This window comes from Nocardia sp. NPDC023733, assembly GCF_040639775.1.
GTDB lineage: Bacteria > Actinomycetota > Actinomycetes > Mycobacteriales > Mycobacteriaceae > Nocardia > Nocardia rosealba.
Map to the genome: position 1 here is coordinate 1 of NZ_JBFAAN010000010.1, position 18,043 is coordinate 18,043.

Annotated in this window: 14 protein-coding genes and 5 tRNA genes; 10 read left to right on the forward strand and 9 right to left on the reverse strand. The window is 67.8% G+C overall.

From position 1 onward, the window contains the following. Positions 1 to 224 precede the first annotated feature (224 nt). On the reverse strand, positions 225 to 1,538 hold the full coding sequence (locus AB0F86_RS27160) for a salicylate synthase (protein WP_356987528.1): 1,314 nt from the start codon (positions 1,536 to 1,538) through the stop codon (positions 225 to 227). 165 nt (positions 1,539 to 1,703) lie between these two features. On the opposite strand from AB0F86_RS27160, the gene AB0F86_RS27165 reads away from it, so the two are divergent. From AB0F86_RS27165 to AB0F86_RS27175, 3 genes are all read left to right on the forward strand, one after another. Then, entirely contained in the window at positions 1,704 to 4,130 is a 2,427-nt protein-coding gene (locus AB0F86_RS27165) for a glycerol-3-phosphate 1-O-acyltransferase (protein ID WP_356987530.1), read from the forward strand. After that, positions 4,127 to 5,467, forward strand: coding sequence for a 1-acylglycerol-3-phosphate O-acyltransferase (locus AB0F86_RS27170; protein WP_356987532.1), 1,341 nt, complete (start codon positions 4,127 to 4,129; stop codon positions 5,465 to 5,467). Before AB0F86_RS27165 ends, AB0F86_RS27170 begins: the two co-directional genes overlap by 4 nt. A 116-nt stretch (positions 5,468 to 5,583) precedes the next feature. Further along, entirely contained in the window at positions 5,584 to 6,024 is a 441-nt protein-coding gene (locus tag AB0F86_RS27175; protein WP_181701108.1) for a DUF6069 family protein, read from the forward strand. Positions 6,025 to 6,081: 57 nt separating this feature from the next. Here the strand turns inward: AB0F86_RS27175 and AB0F86_RS27180 are convergent, their stop codons facing one another. Then, positions 6,082 to 6,843: a polyprenol monophosphomannose synthase gene (locus AB0F86_RS27180; RefSeq protein ID WP_220139754.1), complete on the reverse strand. Its 762-nt coding sequence runs from the start codon at positions 6,841 to 6,843 to the stop codon at positions 6,082 to 6,084. Positions 6,844 to 6,927: 84 nt separating this feature from the next. Beyond that, entirely contained in the window at positions 6,928 to 7,611 is a 684-nt protein-coding gene (locus AB0F86_RS27185; protein ID WP_356987534.1) for a GAP family protein, read from the reverse strand. A 158-nt stretch (positions 7,612 to 7,769) separates the two neighbouring features. Between AB0F86_RS27185 and AB0F86_RS27190 the strand changes: the two genes are divergently transcribed. From AB0F86_RS27190 to AB0F86_RS27200, 3 genes are read left to right on the forward strand one after another with little or no spacing between them, the layout of a single operon-like run. Then, positions 7,770 to 8,087 (forward strand): hypothetical protein, encoded by a 318-nt coding sequence (locus tag AB0F86_RS27190; RefSeq protein WP_356987536.1) that lies wholly within the window; start codon positions 7,770 to 7,772, stop codon positions 8,085 to 8,087. Continuing rightward, positions 8,087 to 9,361: a hypothetical protein gene (locus AB0F86_RS27195; RefSeq protein WP_356987537.1), complete on the forward strand. Its 1,275-nt coding sequence runs from the start codon at positions 8,087 to 8,089 to the stop codon at positions 9,359 to 9,361. Before AB0F86_RS27190 ends, AB0F86_RS27195 begins: the two co-directional genes overlap by 1 nt. 9 nt (positions 9,362 to 9,370) lie before the next feature. Continuing rightward, positions 9,371 to 10,396, forward strand: coding sequence for a hypothetical protein (locus tag AB0F86_RS27200; protein ID WP_181701101.1), 1,026 nt, complete (start codon positions 9,371 to 9,373; stop codon positions 10,394 to 10,396). Positions 10,397 to 10,439: 43 nt separating this feature from the next. Here the strand turns inward: AB0F86_RS27200 and AB0F86_RS27205 are convergent. From AB0F86_RS27205 to AB0F86_RS27225, 5 genes are all read right to left on the reverse strand, one after another. Then, positions 10,440 to 10,513, reverse strand: a tRNA-Asp gene (locus tag AB0F86_RS27205). 46 nt (positions 10,514 to 10,559) lie between these two features. After that, a tRNA-Phe gene (locus tag AB0F86_RS27210) sits at positions 10,560 to 10,636 on the reverse strand. 58 nt (positions 10,637 to 10,694) lie between these two features. After that, positions 10,695 to 10,768: transfer RNA gene (locus tag AB0F86_RS27215), tRNA-Asp, on the reverse strand. 31 nt (positions 10,769 to 10,799) lie between these two features. Continuing rightward, a tRNA-Glu gene (locus AB0F86_RS27220) sits at positions 10,800 to 10,872 on the reverse strand. Between the two features lie 91 nt (positions 10,873 to 10,963). Continuing rightward, positions 10,964 to 11,635, reverse strand: a complete 672-nt coding sequence (locus AB0F86_RS27225; RefSeq protein ID WP_225282670.1) for a TetR/AcrR family transcriptional regulator — start codon at positions 11,633 to 11,635, stop codon at positions 10,964 to 10,966. 745 nt (positions 11,636 to 12,380) lie between these two features. On the opposite strand from AB0F86_RS27225, the gene AB0F86_RS27230 reads away from it, so the two are divergent. Together AB0F86_RS27230 and AB0F86_RS27235 are read left to right on the forward strand one after the other, a co-directional pair. Further along, a tRNA-Lys gene (locus tag AB0F86_RS27230) sits at positions 12,381 to 12,456 on the forward strand. Between the two features lie 349 nt (positions 12,457 to 12,805). Then, positions 12,806 to 13,762, forward strand: a complete 957-nt coding sequence (locus AB0F86_RS27235; RefSeq protein WP_067492353.1) for an acyl-ACP desaturase — start codon at positions 12,806 to 12,808, stop codon at positions 13,760 to 13,762. Positions 13,763 to 13,823: 61 nt separating this feature from the next. Here AB0F86_RS27235 and AB0F86_RS27240 read toward each other — a convergent pair whose 3' ends face one another. Next, the gene (locus AB0F86_RS27240; protein ID WP_067492352.1) at positions 13,824 to 14,390 is read right to left on the reverse strand and encodes a hypothetical protein; all 567 of its coding nucleotides are present in this window, start codon (positions 14,388 to 14,390) and stop codon (positions 13,824 to 13,826) included. 186 nt (positions 14,391 to 14,576) lie between these two features. On the opposite strand from AB0F86_RS27240, the gene dusB reads away from it, so the two are divergent. Both dusB and AB0F86_RS27250 read left to right on the forward strand, forming a co-directional pair. After that, entirely contained in the window at positions 14,577 to 15,740 is a 1,164-nt protein-coding gene (dusB, locus tag AB0F86_RS27245; protein WP_225282672.1) for a tRNA dihydrouridine synthase DusB, read from the forward strand. A gap of 170 nt (positions 15,741 to 15,910) precedes the next feature. Then, positions 15,911 to 18,016 carry an LCP family protein gene (locus AB0F86_RS27250; protein WP_356987541.1) on the forward strand — a complete coding sequence of 702 codons (2,106 nt, stop codon included), beginning with the start codon at positions 15,911 to 15,913 and terminating at the stop codon, positions 18,014 to 18,016. The last annotated feature ends 27 nt before the right edge of the window (positions 18,017 to 18,043 follow it).

Sequence of the window (18,043 nt, forward strand, 5' to 3'; positions counted from 1 at the left end):
CCCCTGAGGGGCCGCGCGAACAGCGCTCGAGACTCGCGCTTCGCGCATGCGCTTCGAGCGCTGTTCGCGCGGCCGGGCCGCTGCGCCGCTTCGCGGCGGACCCTTCTCGAGGTCGGGTCGTGCGGGGCTGGGAATGCGGTCATGGCGGACTGCCTGGGATGCAGTTGCGGGCGTGCATCACTCAGGTCTGCCGCACTCGCAGCCCACGCGGCACGACTCCTAGCTCACGCCTTCACGACGTACGGCGCGACGCTTCCCAACTTCTCGCAGGTTTCCTCGAACTCTCGTTCCGGGCGGGACTGGCCGACGATCCCGGCCCCGGCACGTAACCACGCCCCTTCGCCGTTTTGGTAGATCGCTCGCAGAACCAGTGTCGCCTCGAGTGCGCCGGTTGGTGAAACACACACCACCGCACCGGAATACAGCCCGCGCTCGTCGTGGTCGTTGCGGAAGACGGAGTCGACGCCTGCCTGCTTCGGGATGCCGGAGGCGGTGACGGACGGGAACAGCACTTCCAGCGCGTCCCAGGCGGTGCGTTCGGGAGCGAGTTCGCCGCGGACGGTCGACGCGAGGTGCTGCACGCTGCCGCGTTCGCGCACGGCCATGAAGTCCGAGACCGCCGTGGTGCCGGGTACCGCCACCTCAGCGATCTCGGCGAACGACGTCTGAACCGAGATAGCGTGTTCGACAATTTCTTTCGGGTCGGCCAGCAGGTCTACCCGAGCGGCGCTGTCCGCTTCGGCGCCGAGCCCGAAGGCTCGGGTACCGGCGAGGGGTTCGGTCGTGACCACCCGGTCGGCGTCGACCGAGGCCACCAGCTCGGGACTGAACCCGGCCGCTTCGAGACCGCCTAGGCGCAGCAGGAAGGAGCGGGCGGGGGTGTTGTTGGCTCGGCCGAGGCGGTAGGTGGCGGGCACGTCGACAGCGAAGGGCAGTGCGACCTTGCGCGACAGGATGACCTTTTGGTAGCTGCCGGAACGGATTTCCTCGACGGCAGTAGCCACCCGATCCTGGTATCCGGTGATGTCGGGCCGCACGTCGACCGGGTGTGCCGAAGGTAGCTCGGCCCCCTGGGAGGCCGCGATCAGGTCGTGGATGTCGCACATTTCGGCGGGGGTGGCGCCGCTGATCCGCACACCGTCGGCGTCGATGCGTACCTCGATGCGGGGGATCATCAGGTTCGCCAGCGAGGTCAGCGGGTTGAGATAGCCGGTGGCGCCGAGCGAATAGGCGCAGAATTCGAAACCGATCCAGCCGTAGGCGTTGCGGCCGTCCAGGGGCAGGCTCGCCAGGGCTGCGTCGACGGCGGCGGCCGGTCTGCCGGTCCACGCGCGGGCGGTGGTCTGCCCACCCCAGGTGGTGCGCAGTTCGTTGGCGTCGAGTTCGACGCTGCCGAGTGGGTCGGCGGCAAACACCCAGGCACCGGGCTGTTCGTACATCACGTACTCGCCGAATCGATCGGCCGAGGCCAACCACGACATCGCTGCCGCCGGATCGGTCACATATTCCACCCGTGTGGGCTGTTCCGTCGACGACACCGATCCTCCAAGGTAAAGCTGACCTAATTTAGCGTGGTTAGGTTAGCATTACCTCCAGGTTTTGCTACCCGTGTGCGGGGTAACCTTGCCCACTCCTTGTCACCCGCGAAGGCGCTGTCGGCGAAGTTCGGTGCGCTACGGCGAATCTGCGGCTTCAATGGAGAGATGATCGACAACGATGGGCGGCCCACGCGCACGACTCCGCAGGCGGACTCGGTAGTCGCCCTGGTCGACGCGGCCTCCGGCGTGGAGCGCGAAGTGATCGGCGCCTGGATCGCCGCGGGCGGGCTGGCGGGTGAGATCGACTCCGACGCACCCGTCACGCAGGTGGATCTCGATGCCAAAGCCCTGATCAAACGCCTGGTGAACCGCCGCGACGACCCGCTGGTCGTGCCGGTCCGGGTGCTGTGGCTGCCCCCCGAGCGCGACGGCGTGCGCCGGGTGACCTTCGCCGACCTGGCCATGCTCACCAATCCGCGCAAGCCGAACCGCCTGGTGCAGCGCCGCCTGCTGCGCACCCACCCCGACCGCCACCAGGTGCTGGTCGGCGCGCCGGCGCGGCTGAGCGAGCTGCGCACCAACTATCCGGAGGCCGCCGCGCTGCTGCGGTCGGGCTCGCCCGACGCCTTCGCCCGCTCGGTGCTGCGTGCGGCGGTCGTCGCGCTCGAACGCGCGGAACGCACCGTCATCGGCGACCGCTACAAGGTGCCGCAGCTGGTGGCCGAGGAAATCCTCGACTCACCGGAATTCCAGCGCAAGCTCGACTACATCGCCGACGAGTTCGGCTCCGATCCCGCCCACGTCCACCGCAGCGCGGAGAAGGCGCTGCGCGAGCTGGTCGCCGCGCAGAGCAGGCTGGTGTCGGATCTGTTCACCCAGGCCATGCGCCCGGTGCACGCCTCGACCTGGAAGGTCGACACCGACCTCGGCGGCCTGGACGCCCTGCGCTCGCTCAACCGCAAGTACCCGCTGGTCTTCCTGCCCTCGCACCGCTCGTATGTGGACGCCTTCGTCCTCGGCGACGTGCTGGCCCGCAACGACTTCCCACCCAACCACGTGATCGGCGGGGCGAACCTGAACTTCTGGCCGATGGGCCCGATCGCCCGGCGCACCGGCACCGTGTTCATCCGGCGCAGCTTCGGCGACGACGAGGTGTACAAGGCGGTGGTCGAGGAGTACTTCGCCTATCTGCTGTCCAAGCGGTTCAATATGGAGTGGTACTTCGAGGGCGGCCGGACCAGGACCGGCAAACTGCGCCCACCCAGGTACGGCTTGCTCAATTACCTTGCGGCGGCGGTGCGTTCGGGCCGTGTCGAGGACGTGATGCTGGTTCCGGTGTCGATCACCTACGAGCGGCTCAACGAGCTCGGCGCCATCGCCAGCGAGCAGGCAGGCGGCAAGAAGAAGCCGGAGGGAATCGCGTGGCTCGCCAGATACGTTCGTAGTCAGCAGCATTCGGCCGGCCGGGTGTATGTCCGCTTCGGCGAGGCGATTTCGGCGCGCGAACGGCTGGGCACCCATGGCGACCCACTCGGCGAGCGCCCCGAGACCATTCCGCTGCACGACACCGCTACCGGTGCCACCAAGGTGCCCGACGAATCGGCGCTGAGCGAGACCGAACGCAAAGCCGTGCAGCGCTTGGCCTTCGACGTGGCGGTGCGGATCAACACAGTCACCCCGATCACCGTCAACGCCCTGGTCACTTTGGCACTGCTCGGCGTGCACGAACGCGCGCTGACGCTTGGCCAGGTGCGCACCGTGCTCGACCCGGTCCTCGGCTATATCGATCGGCGCGGCCTGCCCGCGGGTGAGTTGTCCAAGCTGCGCGACGAGCAGGGCCTGCAGGTCGTCCTCGAACAGCTCGCGCTGGCCGGGGTGGTCACCGTGTATCGCGGCGGGCTGGAACCGGTGTACTCCATCGAACCCGGCGCCCATCTCGAGGCGGCGTTCTACCGCAACAGCGCGGTGCACTGGTTCGTGAACCGCGCCATTCTCGAGCTGGCCGCGCTCACCGCCGTCGAACAGCCGGGCGACGACCCGCTCCGCGCGGCGTGGCGGGCCGCGTTCGCGCTGCGTGATCTGCTCAAATTCGAATTCTTCTTCCCCGAACGCGAGGAGTTCGCCGACCAGATCATCGAAGAGGTGCGCGTGATCGTCCCCGAGTGGGACGAGAACACCCCCGACGACCGCCTCGATCAGCAGTTCCTCAGCGCGCTCACCGAGTCGGGCTTCGTCATGGCGCACCGCGTGCTTCGCTCGTTCTTCGACGCGCAACTGGTGGTGGCCGAACGGCTCGTCGACCGCCCGGCCGACGCCGCCATCGACCGCAAGGAATTCATCGACGAATGCGTCGCCGTCGGCAAGCAGATGCTGTTGCAGCAGCGGCTGCACAGTCCCGAATCGGTGTCGACGGAATTGTTCACCAGCGCATGGAAATTGGCGGACAACCACAACCTGATCGCCCCCGCCGAGCCCGGCGGCGAAGACGACCTGATCGCGCGCCGCAACGAATTCGCTCAGCAGTTACGTGATCTCGGCGAGCGGATCGCCCGGGCCGCCTCGCTCGACCCGTCGAATCGGAACTCGCTGTGAGCGGCATCGACGACGCGGTCGCCGCGATTCGAACCGGTCCACAGGGCGAGCGGGTGCTCGCCGTCTTCGACACACGAGCCGTGATCGACGCATTGCCCCGAAAGCGACTGCCGGGCAATCCTCTCCGGCGTGGTGATGCTCGGCGGAATGCGATGCTGACCGGCTTCCGGCGGGACCATCGGCGATTTCTCCATGAAGCCGAACGGGCGTGGGCCGGTGCGCCGGAAGCGGAACTGGAGAAACTGGGTCGCGGGGTTTTCCGCAAGGAGATGTACGGCCGGATCTTCCCCGAAGCCTGGCAGCTGCTTCGCGAACACCGATCTGCCGGGCACACAGTTGTTCTGGTCAGCGAGCTGCCCGTGTACCAGTTGGGCCCCTTCGCCGAACTGCTCGGCATCGACAACGTGCTGTGCACAAAGTTCGCCACCGACAACGGAATTCTCACCGGTCAGCTCGAAGGACCGCCACTGTGGGGCACCGAGAAAGCCGAAGCGGTAGGAGAATTCGCGGCAGCGCGGAACTGCGAGATCGGCTATGTCTACGCCGATACTCCAGCCCTGCTCGAATCGGCGGGCATCGGGTCGGTCGACCCGAATACGTTCCAGCCGCGCACAGCGCCGAGCCCGATCGACTACGCCCGCACCGTCCTGGCCTTCGTCGCTCTCGTCGCCGGTGCCCTGACCGGCGTGGTCCGCAAGTCCTACACCCGCGATCGCCAGGCCATGGCCGATGCCCTCATGCACGACGGGACCACTGCCACCCTGCGCACCCTCGGCGTCGAGCTGCGCGTGGTCGGTGCCGAGAACGCCCGTGCCCCACGGCCCGCCGTGTTCCTGTTCAACCATCAGAGCCAGTTCGACGTCATCATCGTCCCCAAGGTGCTCGACGGTGGAGTCACCGGCATCGGCAAGAAGGAACTGCGGTCACACCCCCTCTTCGGGCCGCTCATGCGGTTCGTCGGGGTCACCTTCATCGACCGTTCCGACACCGAACGCGCCAAAGCGGCGCTGGCACCGGTCGTTTCGACGCTGCGCGAAGGCCTGTCGATCGCCGTCGCCCCGGAAGGCACCCGCTCGTACACCCGCGGGCTCGGCCCGTTCAAGAAGGGCGCCTTCCACATCGCCAAGCAGGCGGGCGTTCCGGTGATCCCGATCGTCATCCGCAACGCGGGCGACATCGCCTGGCGCGACTCACCCATCGCCCGAAGCGGTGTCGTCGATGTGGCGATTCTGCCGCCGATCGATGTGTCGACGTGGAACCCGGCCGCGATGGACGAGGAGATCGAAGAAGTCCGCAGGCTCTACGAGCGCACCCTGCTGAACTGGCCGAGCGCCTGACAGCTCACCCCCCTCGGAATGTGACCAGGGTCTCAGGCAGATGGCGCCGCCCGCCCTTGACCTAAACCATTCTTCAGGTTTGAAGATTGTGTCACCACCGAATGAGGGAGAACATCATGACCACCGCAGTCGCCAACGCAACCACCACCCGCACCCTGCCCGCCCTGAACCGCCCCGTCGCCGTGCTGGGCGCCGTGGCCGCCGCCCTGGTGGTGAACCTGATCATCTGGGGAATCGGCGAGGCAGCGGGCGGTTCGTTCACCACGACCACCGACGGCAAGGTCTCCGACGTCGCTCCTGGCGGGGTGATCCTGATGTCGGTGGTTCCGCTGCTGATCGGACTGACCGCCGCGGTGCTGATCTCCTACAAGTGGACCGGGGTGCTGCGAGTCGCCGCCGTCGTCGGCTCGGTGCTGTCGATCGCGACCATCGGCATGACATTGACCGCCGGCTTCGACACCGCCTCCACCATCGCCCTGTCGCTGATGCACGTGGTGCTGGTGCCGGTCATGGTGATCGCGCTGGAAGGCGTGCGCCGCCACATCGCCGAGCAGTGACACACAGCGAAAAGGCCCGGCCGGGAACGTTCCCGGCCGGGCCTTTTCGCGTGTGGTCTAGACAGAACGGCCGAACAGGAGCTTCCACGGCATGAGTGCCGATTCGAGTTGCACCTTCAGGCTCATCTTCGACGCGCCGACCGTGCGCTCCTCGAAACGGATCGGCACCTCGGCGATGGTGTAGCCACGCTTGATCGCGCGGTAGTTCATCTCCACCTGGAACGAGTAACCGTTGCTGCGGATGGAGGCCACGTCGATGGCGCGCAGGGTATCGGCCTTCCACGCCTTGAAACCGGCGGTCGCGTCCTTGACGCCCAGGCGCAGAATCAGGTTCACGTAGAAGTTGGCCCAGGCCGAGAGGGCCTTGCGGTACCACTTCCACTCCTCGGCGGTGGAGCCGCCGGGAACGTAGCGGGAGCCGAGCACCACGCCGACGTCCTCGGAGTTCAGCTTCTCGAGCATGGCCGGGATCACCTCGGCCGGGTGCGAGAGGTCGGCGTCCATCTGGATCACCACGTCGGCGCCGTCGGCCAGGGCCTGGGTGATGCCCGCGATGTAGGCGCGGCCGAGGCCGTCCTTCTCGGTGCGGTGCAGCACGCTCACCACGTTCGGCAGCTCGGCGGCCAGTTTGTCGGCCACCTCGCCCGTGCCGTCGGGTGAGTTGTCGTCCACCACCAGCACATGCAGATCGGGCACCGGCAGCGCCGTCAGCCGCTCCACCGCCACCGGCAGATTTTCCCGCTCGTTGTAGGTCGGCACAACAACGGTAACCCTCAAGGGTCGCCCTCCCTGCTCACCTGGTAACGCCCGGCGGCCCAGGGTGCGGGCGCCGAGGCACGTCATCGATTCGTTATGACCGTACTCGATAGACCTGACGTGTTCCTGAGCGGCCGCCCGGGGCCCTCACCACAGCTGCCCGGCGTGGACCAGCGCGTCGACGACGAGCACGACACCGAACACGACGAAAAGGACACGGACCACCGGCGGTCCGTACCGGGTCACGGCACGCACGAGCATCCGGTACATCCGCCGTGCCCCAGGGGTTCTGCGCAGCGCCAGCGCGAGCACGACCAGCGGCAGCACCAGCGCCACGAGGCAGTAGGCGGCCACCAGCACCGGCCAGCTCGCGGGCAGTGGACGCTGCGCGGAAATCAGGGCGAGCGCCGCCAGATACGGCACCGAAGTCGGCACCTTCGCCAGACCGAGGGTGAAACCGATCACCCCCATCAGCCACGGGTACTTGCGCACCGGCTCGACCCACCGGCCGCCCGGTGCCGCACCCGCGTCGACCGGAATCGCCGCCACCGCGATCAGGACGAGCCCGATCACCAGCTCACCCCAGTAGCGCAGGGTGGGGGTGAGGTCGAAGTCGAGCAGGCGGACGAGGAAGTCGATACCGAGCACCGTCGCGACGCCGAACAGCACCGATACCGCGAAGACACCGCCGAGGAAACTCAGCACACCGACCAGCGGCGAACGCCTGGCCAGCCTGCTGTCGGCGACCACGGCGGTGGTGATCGCCACCAGCAACACGTCGAGCGCGTCCAGCAGGGCGAACCCGAGCAGCGTGAGCAGGAGGACAGCCATCGCGGCCGACCCTACCGGTCGGTCAGCTCGGCGCCGACCAGGGGATTCTCGAGAACCGGGTGGCCAAGAGTTTCGGACGCCCCCACGAACGGCCCCAGGTGGTTACGCTTTTCAGTGCCGGCAGCGCCGGGATCCGCGATCGTGAAGGGGCAGACATCGTGGCAGAAATGTCATTCGACCCGTCAGCGCTCGACGCTTATCAGCGTGCGGCAGCTCGGGTTTCCGAACTACTTGGCACCGCGGCCACCCAGACGACCACCGCGGCGGGCGTCGATCTTTCCGGATTGGGCGTGCTCGGACGCGAATTCGCCGCCGCATGGACCCAGGCGGCGGGCGCGCACGCCTCGACCCTGAGCACGGCCGGAAATCTCGTCACCGCCTACCAGGACATCCTGGCCCGGTTCGGCGACGACGTCACCGGCGTCGACACGGATGTGGCCGCCGGTCTGCGCGCGGTCGAGAACGAGGTGGCCTGATGCGCACGAAATCGCTCGTCACCGAGAACACCCTCAGCACCATCACCCCCGAAGAGGCCGAGGCCAAGATCGAACCGGTGATCGCGCTGCTCGAGGTGCCGCTGCTGGAATTACGGAAGGCGCTGGGCACCAATACCTCCGCCGATCCCGATCCCGCCGTGGTCACCGCGCTGACCTCCGCCTCGGCCGCGACCACGGCCACCGAGGACCCGCACCGGCTCGGCCTCTACGCGCTCGAGTCCACCGACACCGCCGCGCCCGCGACTCCGGCGCTGCGCCGGACCGCCACCGAGGTGTCGGCCGCGGCCGATCGGGGTGAGCGGCTCAGTACCCTGCTCGGCCAGGCGCATACGACGCAGGCGAACGCGGCCGCCAAGGTGGACGCGATCATCGCGGAGTTCCGGCGCAAGGCCAAATCCGCCGCACCCGCCGTGAACAGCAACAATCTCGACGCCATCGTCGAGCTCGCCGAGGAGGCGATTCAGGAGGCCGTGGGCGTGGTCGGTGCGGCCAGCACCGAGATGGACCAGCACACCCGCGACACCCAGGGGCTCACCAGCGATCTCGGCGGGACCAACGGGGTGACGGTGCCGCCAGGGGCGACCGAGGTCGCGCCGGGGGTGTACGTGCTCGGCACCGGCGGCACCGACACCTCCACCTGGAACGACGAGAAGACGACCGACCCGGCGGTCGCGGCGCAGATCGCGTTGCAGGAGGCCCTGATCGACGGCGGTGTGAGCCTCGGTACGGCGGCCATCGATGCCGGTGTCAGTTTCGGCACGCACCTCATCGACAAGATCGCCGAAGTCGCCATGCACGGCATCGACAAGGGCGCAGAGCTGGCGACGACCGGCATCGACACCCTGGCGGCGGGGGTGGACGGTACGGCGGATACACCAGCCAACACCGCACCCGCGACGACCGCGCCCGGCACCAATGGCGCTGGTAACAGCGGCAATTCGAATACGTTGTTCGGCGGTCTCGGCGGCAACTCCGGTGGCACGAACCCGGGCGGTTCCGGCGGCGCGAACTCCGGTGGCGCGAACTCCGGTGGTGTGGCGCCGAAGCCGGAGGCCCCCGCACCCGCGCCGACCAATCCGACGCCCAAACCCGAAGCACCACAGCAGGCCCCGTTCCAACAGGCACCCGCACAGCCGCCGATGCAGGGCGGGGTGATTCCACCCGCCGCGCGCCCGCAACAGGATCAGGAGAGCGAACGACCGTCGAACGCCCCCAAACACGGGCAACCCGGAGTTGTCCCGGCGAACGCCTAGGCCGCGGGCATGGACAACCCGTTCGGTGCCTACTTCTCGTCGCCGGACGCCACCGGGCGCCGTCGTCCGCAGGGTAAACGACGGCGCAGGCGGCGGCGCGAGGCCGAGCCGCAGACCATCGGGACCAACCCGGAGATGTGGCCGCCGCCGGAACCGGAACCGTTCACCGACGCCCCGGCGCCGCCGCTGCCGCCCGAACCCGTCTACCGCCACCCCGACGAGGACGACGACGGGTTCACCGGCGACTGGAACGACTGGACCGACGCCGACATCCCCGTCGAACCGGTCCGCCACGACGATGTGGATTGGAACGACTGGGCGACGACGACCGCCACCGAGCAGAGCGGTGACCACGTGGAGATGCCGGTGTTGCCCAAGCTCAAGGACTTCGGCGGCGGCGGCACCATCGCGCGCAGGCCACGCAAGAACTACAACGACGAACGCTACGACGACGGCGAGGGCCGCACGAAGGCCGCCGCCGCGATCAAGGGCGTGGTCGGCGCACTGCTGTTCGTCGTGCTGCTCGGCGTGGCCGCCACCATCTTCCTCGGCCCGGGCGACCAATCCGCCTCGGGCACAAAGCAAGCCGGGCTGTCGAACATCACAGCTCCCACCTCGAGCACCACACCACCGTTGCCCGCGCACGCGCTCCCCGGCTGCGAGGAGTTCCGCACCACCTCCATCACGGTGAGCGCCGAACGCGGCGACGCGAGCTCACCGCAGGGCGCCATCCTCGGTTTCGAGTACAGCTATTACGTCGACCGCGACGCCGCCAAGGCCAGGTCCTTCGTCACCGACAACGCCCACGTCGGCGACGAGGCCGCCCTGGCCGCGGGCATCGCCACCCTGCCACCGGACATCAAGTACTGCATCCACATCACCCGGGGCGATTCCACCGATACGTCCATCTGGCACGTCACGATCCATCAGCAGTGGCCCGGCGACACCGCCATCGAGAAGGTGCACCAGACCATCAAGACCACCGAGATCTCGACCGGCCGCTACCGCATCACCAGCATCGATCACCGCCGTTGACGCGAAAATCCCCCGCACCGACCGGTACGGGGGATTTCTCGTGCGACCCTGACGGGACTCGAACCCGCGACCTCCGCCGTGACAGGGCGGCGCGCTAACCAACTGCGCCACAGGGCCTTGCTCTTACAAAAATCCCCTCCACCAGGTACTGGCGAGGGGATTGTGGTGGCCAGGGCCGGGATCGAACCGGCGACCTTCCGCTTTTCAGGCGGACGCTCGTACCAACTGAGCTACCTGGCCGCAGGCACCCGTACGGAATGCCATACGCGAAGCGCCGGATTGCTCCGGCGCTTACTTGCGACCCTGACGGGACTCGAACCCGCGACCTCCGCCGTGACAGGGCGGCGCGCTAACCAACTGCGCCACAGGGCCTTACTTTTCCTACTCTACAGTCCGAAGACTGTACCCCCTACGGGATTCGAACCCGCGCTACCGCCTTGAAAGGGCGGCGTCCTAGGCCGCTAGACGAAGGGGGCTCGTTCCGAATCTCTCCGGGGCGGCTTCAACGTTTCCGTTGGGAGCTCGCATAGCTTATGACACCTCGGTGCGCTCTTCCAAATCGCCTGGTCAGGCGCCCAAACCGAGGTCGTCCAGGCGGGCTTGGGCACGCCAGCCGTCGGCGCGGAAGTGCTGTATCCACAGCGGCGTCGCCATGGCCTCGACGATCACCTCGAGCACCTCGGCGAAGCGGGCACGCAGATCGGCGGCCGAACCGGTGCTGATCGGGTCGACGAGATACCGCTGACCCGCGAGCGCCGCGGCGAGGGTTCTGGTGAACCGGTCGGGGTCGGCGTCGGCGCGCAGCTGACCGTCGTCGATGGCGCGCACCGCGAGCACCCGGGTGGCCCGGCCGAGAATGCGGCCACCGCCGTTGCCCGCGTCGCGATGGAAGTCGGGTTCGATCACCAGGCGGTACTCGGCCTGCACGATGGTGTCGTGCTCGAGCCGCAACGCGATCTCGTCGACCATGCCGTGCAGCACGTCGAGCGGGCCGAGGTCGGTGCGGGCCAGCCAGCGCTCCGCGCACAGCCGGTACCGCTCGACCGCGGTGTCGAGCACCGCGCGTGCGAGGTCTTCCTTGGAGTCGAAATGGAAGTACATCGCACCCTTTGTCGCGCGCGAACCTTCCAGAATGCGGTTGAGCGATGCCGCGGCATACCCGCTCTTCCCGAACTCGACGGCCGCGGACTTGATTATCGCGGCGCGTGTGCGGCGCGCCCGCTCTTGCTGCCGTGCCATGCTCGAAACGCCTCCGAACCTTCTCGTCGCCGCCGATCAATGACAGACCTGCGGCGCGAATTGTGGTTATTTTTCATACTTTTGGTATGTAAACTCGCCGAATGCCGGTACCCCTCCGGCTGGTATAGTTCGCCGGCCCGGGTGCGCCACAGGGGGTGCACACTCGGGCTCAATACCTGTGAGAACCGCCTCCTCCTGCGGTAGCGACTGCCCCTTTGCGAGGAGTTCGCGCGCCTTCGCGTTCACCCCGGCACATCGAACTCCCGATGAATTCCGCGACACCGCACCCACCACCGGGCGCCGGAAAGTGCGGCCCCGGTGATTGTTTCGAAATTCACCAGGTAATCACCGTACCCGCATTCCCCGAACGGCAACATACGAATGGGACACCCGGTCCGTTTTTCCGGACAGGCAAACCGGGCGCAACCGTGAGCCGCGGCGCCGAATGCGAAAACCGCACTCGCACAGCATTGTTGGCCTGTCCAGCGCCCCCCTGCGGCGCACTCGCGGACACCGGTATCACCCCACACTCTCCTGCTGCTCGAAACCTGTTGACCCACAACACTATTCGATGACACGTCTCGACGGGAAGTGGGAACGGCGATGCACTCCAGCCCGTCAGCACGGCATCGCGCCGAGGCACGCCGCCGTTACCGGTGCCGACCGGTCCCGATGCGCCGGGAACCGGGCTGATCGGGGACACTATTCGGCGTCGCGGCGCGGTGTCGGTTAGACTCCGCTGCGCGCCCCTTTAGCTCAGTTGGTAGAGCTGGTGACTTTTAATCACTAGGTCGTAGGTTCGAGTCCTACAGGGGGCACCATCACTTCACCGTGACCACTGTCACGTGGCACTTGCCGGCCGCGCCGGAAGAGCCGGCCGTCATGGCCCCTGAACAGGCGAACGACCTCGCCGACAGCACTTCCCGCCGCCGCGACACCGAGAGTTCACCCGGTAGGCGCTAACGCCGCCGCCACTACAGCGATAGTCCCTACGCTGCGGACCGAAGACCTAGACTCGTCATTACGTCCTACCGGCAGCTGCCGATGTTGTGGCGTTGTTCAACTTCATCGGCTTTACGCTCAGTTGCGTTTCGCATCACACCTACGGTGCCGTAAGGTATGGCCGCATCGCGACGTTCGACCGCAAGCACGACAGCGAAGGGTTTTTACATGGCAAGGGATCTGACTCAACTCGAACTGCTCACGGAGTTGGAGCCGGTTGCCGAGGAAAACGTCAACCGGCACCTGTCGCTGGCCAAGGAATGGCATCCGCACGACTACGTCCCGTGGGACGAGGGCCGCAACTTCGCCGCCATGGGCGGCATCGACTGGGATCCTGAGCAGTCCAAGCTCAGCGAGGTGGCCAAGGCCGCCATGATCACCAACCTGCTCACCGAGGACAACCTGCCGTCCTACCACCGTGAGATCGCCGAGAACTTCTCCCAGGACGGCGCCTGGGGCACCTGGGTCGGTCGCTGGACCGCCGAGGAGAACCGCCACGGCATCGTGATGCGTGACTACCTGGTGGTCACCCGTGGCGTCGATCCGGTGGCCCTCGAGAACGCCCGCATGATCCACATGACCAACGGGTTCGCCTCCCCCACCGAGGTGGACGCCGGCTTCCTGCACTCGGTCGCCTACGTGACCTTCCAGGAACTGGCCACCCGCGTGAGTCACCGCAACACCGGCAAGGTGTGCGACGACCCGATCGCGGACCGCATGCTGCAGCGCGTCGCCGCCGACGAGAACCTGCACATGATCTTCTACCGCAACCTCTGCGGCGCGGCGCTCGACCTGTCGCCCGACCAGGCGATCGAGGCGATCTCGCTGATCGTGGAGAACTTCCAGATGCCCGGCGCCGGGATGCCCAACTTCCGGCGCAACGGCGTGCTGATGGCCAAGCACGGCATCTACGACCTGCGCCAGCACCTCGAAGAGGTCGTGCAGCCGGTGCTCAAGAAGTGGAACATCTTCGAGCGCACCGACTTCACCGCCCGTGGCGAGGCCACCCGCGAGCGCCTGGGCGACTTCCTGGAGAAGCTGAGCCAGGACGTCGTCAAGTTCGAGGAGCAGCGCGACCGCATGCTCGCTCGCGAAGCCAAGAAGCGCGAGATGGCCAGCGTCTAGAGCTCACGAGAAAGCGCCGCCCACCGGGATCCCGGTGGGCGGCGCTTTTTCGTACAGCCGGTTACTTCATCGGCAGGGCACCGTCGGCGCTGCCGACATCGGTGATCTTCCAGTCCTGGCCGGCATCGACGGTGATGTTGTAGGTGACGGTGTTGCGCAGGCCGTCGGGGTTCTGCGCGTTGGTGGTGCTCACGTCGACGAACGCGGCGACCTTGTACACCTGGCCCTCGCGCTCGAGCACCTTCGCGGTGATCGGGGTGGCGGTGGAGGCCCAGCGCAGCGGGACGACGATGTCCTCGAGCTTGTCGCCGGTGACGTCGAACTTGCCCGCGAGCTCGGTGGACGTGCCCGCCTTGAGCTTGGCCACCCAGGCGTCGACGTCCTGATAGTTCAGCGTCGCCGAGCCGACGGAGTAGTCCAGGGCGATCTGTTCGGCTTTCGCGTCGTCGGCGGCCTCGGCACGCAGGTCCGAGACATCCGAGCGCGCCGAGCCGTACAGCATGCCGAGCACGACGGCGGCGACGGCGAGCACGGCGATGGCGGCACCGCCGACCAGCGACGAGACACTGATCGCCACGGTCGCCTTACCGGGCGCGGCGGGGGTGGTGGTCGTGGCGTCTTCGGCCATGGGGGTCTTCTCCGATGATGTGGGGACAGCACGCCGCCGGACGCGGCAAAGCACAGGCTACTGAGACAACGGACATATCCCGAACGTCGAGTACCACATAAATGTCGTCGAAGCTTTGTGGAGTGGCCCGTGACCCGGCCGAAGGCGCCGGTACGCGAGATCGATCACATCGGCGTGGATGCGAGAATGGCAGACGTGACTATCACGATGCCCCAGGCACCGACCACGCTGCGGATCGGGCCATACCCGGTCGATCCGCCCGTCGTGCTCGCACCCATGGCGGGCATCACCAACCTGGCCTTCCGCAAGCTGTGCCGCGAATTCGGCAGCAAGACCGCCATCTACGTGTGCGAGATGATCACCGCCCGCGCGGTGGTCGAACGCAACGAGAAGACGCTGCACATGATGTCGTTCGACGCCGACGAGCATCCGCGCTCGATGCAGCTCTACGGTGTCGACCCGAAGACGCTCGGCGAGGCCGTTCGCATCGTCGTCGGTGAGGGCTGGGCCGATCACATCGACCTGAATCTCGGCTGCCCGGTTCGCAAGGTCACCCGGCTCGGTGGCGGTTCGGCGCTGCCCTACAAGCGCAGGCTGTTCGCCAATATCGTCAAGGAGATGGTGAAGGCCGCCGAACCGGCAGGCGTGCCGGTGACGTTCAAATTCCGCATCGGCATCGACGACGAGCACCACACCTACCTCGACACCGGCCGCATCGCCGAGGCCGAGGGTGCCGCCGCCGTCGCCCTGCACGCGCGCACCGCATCGCAGCTGTACTCCGGCACGGCCGACTGGTCGGCCATCGCCCGGCTCAAGGAAGCCGTCACCACCATCCCCGTGCTCGGCAACGGCGACATCTTCACCGCCGACGACGCGCTGCGCATGATGAACGAGACCGGGTGTGACGGTGTGGTCGTCGGGCGTGGTTGCCTCGGCAGGCCGTGGCTGTTCGCCGAGCTCAGTGCCGCGCTGCGCGGCGAACCGATCCCCGAGGGCCCGACCCTCGGCCGCGTCGGCGAGATCCTGATCCGCCACGCCACCCTGCTCGCCGAACACGACGGCGAGGACAAGGCGATGCGCGATATCCGCAAGCACATGGCCTGGTACCTGATGGGCTTCCCGGTCGGCTCGCAGCTGCGCCGCAGCTTCGCCACCGTGTCGGCGCTGAGCCAGATCGAGGACCTCGTCGCACAGCTCGATCCGGACGTGCCCTTCCCCACCGACGCCCTCGGCCCGCGCGGTCGCCAGGGCTCGCCGCAGACCAAGGTCGTGCTGCCCGACGGGTGGCTCGACGACCCCGAGGACGACACCGTGCCCACCGCCGCCGATGTGATGCACAGCGGAGGGTAAAGCTTCGGCGCTGGTCAGCGCGTCGCAACCGGATTCCGTGCGAATCTGTTGTGCACTGGAGTGGCTACTCGTGGCGGAATCGTTATCATTGCGGACATCGTTCGGCTCCGGTTCGACCGAGCAGCCGAACGATGACGCGTATGCGGCAGATAGAGAAGTGAGGTTCGCTGGTGGGTGACGATCGGCGCGGGCGTACGCCCCGGCCCGGAGGTCGCGCCCCGTGGGAGCGCTATCCGGCTGCCGAACCGCCCGCACAGAAGGACACCGGTTCCCGCCGATCCCGGCACGCCGACGCCGATCCCGACGCGGCCCCGCTCACCGTCCAGGACCTCGTCGACCGGGTCGACAGCGAACGAACCAAACGCAGCCGCCGCGCCCCCGCCGATCCATCGGGTACATCCCGCGCGGGCCGCCGCGCCCGCGACCAGGCACCCCGTCCCACCCCCCGCCCCGATATCGCGGCACGCACCGACAGTTCACCCGCCGACGCCCCCGCTGCGCCGCACCGCGTCGACTCCCCCGCCGACCGCACCGCGACGACCGCGATTCCCGCGCAGGGCAAGACTTTTCCCACGCAGCGCAAGACCGTCCCCGCCCAGGGCAAAACCGCCCCCGCGAAGGGTAAGACCGTCCGCACGGCACCGCCCGCTCGTCGCGTCGACGAGCAGGTCACCGATATCCTGCCTGCCGTCACCGAGACCCCGGCGGCCCCGCCGAAGCGCGTCGAGCCCAAGCGGGTCGAAACCAAGACCGCCGCCACCCGGCCACCCGAACGGCGCCGCGCGAAGCAGGCACGCCTCGCGGGACGGGTGGCGGTCACCTTCTTCGCCGTGCTGGCGCTGGTGGTCACCGGTGGTGGCTGGAGTTATCTGCGGGCGACGAACAACGGCTTCACCCAGGTGTCGGCCCTCGACGGCGCCACCGAGGACGTGCTCGACGGCGACATGCAGCTCGGTGACGAGAACTACCTCATCGTCGGCACCGACACCCGCGCAGGCCTGAACGCCGACATGGGCGCGGGCTCCACCGTCGACGCCGAAGGCGCGCGCGCCGACACCGCGATGCTGGTGCACATCCCGAAGGACCGCTCCCGCGTGGTGGTCGTCTCCTTCCCGCGCGACCTCGATGTCACCCGGCCGCAGTGCGCGGGCTGGGACAACGACAAGGGCAAGTACACCGACCAGAAGTTCCCGTCGGCCATGGGCGACAAGCTCAACGCCGTCTACGCGCTCGGTGGGCCGCGCTGCCTGACCGACGTGGTGCGCAAGATGTCGGGTCTGAGCATCGGTCACTTCATCGGCATCGACTTCGCCGGGTTCGAGGCGATGGTCGACCAGATCGGTGGCGTGGAGGTGTGCTCGACCAAGCCGATCATCGACGGCGTGCTCGGCACCGTGCTCGAGAGCTCGGGCAAGCAGCGCGTGAACGGCGAGACCGCCCTCAACTATGTGCGTGCCCGGCACGTGGTCGGCGAAGAGCGCAGCGACTACGACCGCATCCACCGGCAGCAGACCTTCCTCGCGGCGCTGCTGCGCGGCGCGCTGTCGGGTCAGGTACTGCTCGACCCGGCCAAGCTGCAGGGTTTCGTCGAGGCGTTCCGTCAGCACACCTTCGTCGACGGCGTCGAGACCAAGGACCTGATCCTGCTCGGCCGGTCGCTGCAGAAGGTCAACGCGGGCGCGGTCACCTTCATCACCGCCCCGACCGCGGGAACCACGTCCTACGGCAACGAGATTCCGCGCGAAGCCGATATCAAGGCGATCTTCCGCGCGATCATCGACGACCAGCCGCTGCCCGGCGAGCAGACCGCGCCGCCGATCACCAACCCCAGCACGCCCGCGGCCCCCACCCAGGCACCCAAGATGTACGCGGTGAGCCCGGCGTCGGTGTCGCTGCTGGTGACCAACGGCACCCAGACCGCCGGCATGGCCCGGCAGGCGGCCAACAAGCTGTCGAACTTCGGTTTCGGCATCTACAACGTCGCCAATGCCACCGAGTACACCGACACCACCGAGGTGCGCTACGCCGAGGGCAACGAGGCGGCCGCCGCGACCGTGGCCAGTTCCATCCCCGGCGCGGTCCTGCAACGCGACGACGACCTCAGCGGCATCATCGAGGTGGTCGTCGGCTCGGACTACACGGGCCAGGTGCGTACCCCGACGACGGTCGGCGCCGAGCTGCCCGCGGTGTCGCTCGGCGAGCCGGTCTCGGCCGCGCCGGTGCGTCTGCCGTCGGATCTCGAGCACATGAACGCCGCCGACACCAGCTGCGACTGAGCCTGCCCGATTCACGACGCGCGCTGA

Coding starts and splice junctions, on each gene's coding strand:
- AB0F86_RS27200 (WP_181701101.1), top strand. CDS start 9,371: ATGGACAACCCGTTCGGTGCCTACTTCTCGTCGCCGGACGCCACCGGG.
- AB0F86_RS27235 (WP_067492353.1), top strand. CDS start 12,806: ATGGCAAGGGATCTGACTCAACTCGAACTGCTCACGGAGTTGGAGCCG.
- AB0F86_RS27195 (WP_356987537.1), top strand. CDS start 8,087: ATGCGCACGAAATCGCTCGTCACCGAGAACACCCTCAGCACCATCACC.
- AB0F86_RS27185 (WP_356987534.1), bottom strand. CDS start 7,611: ATGGCTGTCCTCCTGCTCACGCTGCTCGGGTTCGCCCTGCTGGACGCG.
- AB0F86_RS27225 (WP_225282670.1), bottom strand. CDS start 11,635: ATGGCACGGCAGCAAGAGCGGGCGCGCCGCACACGCGCCGCGATAATC.
- dusB (WP_225282672.1), top strand. CDS start 14,577: ATGGCAGACGTGACTATCACGATGCCCCAGGCACCGACCACGCTGCGG.
- AB0F86_RS27240 (WP_067492352.1), bottom strand. CDS start 14,390: ATGGCCGAAGACGCCACGACCACCACCCCCGCCGCGCCCGGTAAGGCG.
- AB0F86_RS27165 (WP_356987530.1), top strand. CDS start 1,704: ATGATCGACAACGATGGGCGGCCCACGCGCACGACTCCGCAGGCGGAC.
- AB0F86_RS27175 (WP_181701108.1), top strand. CDS start 5,584: ATGACCACCGCAGTCGCCAACGCAACCACCACCCGCACCCTGCCCGCC.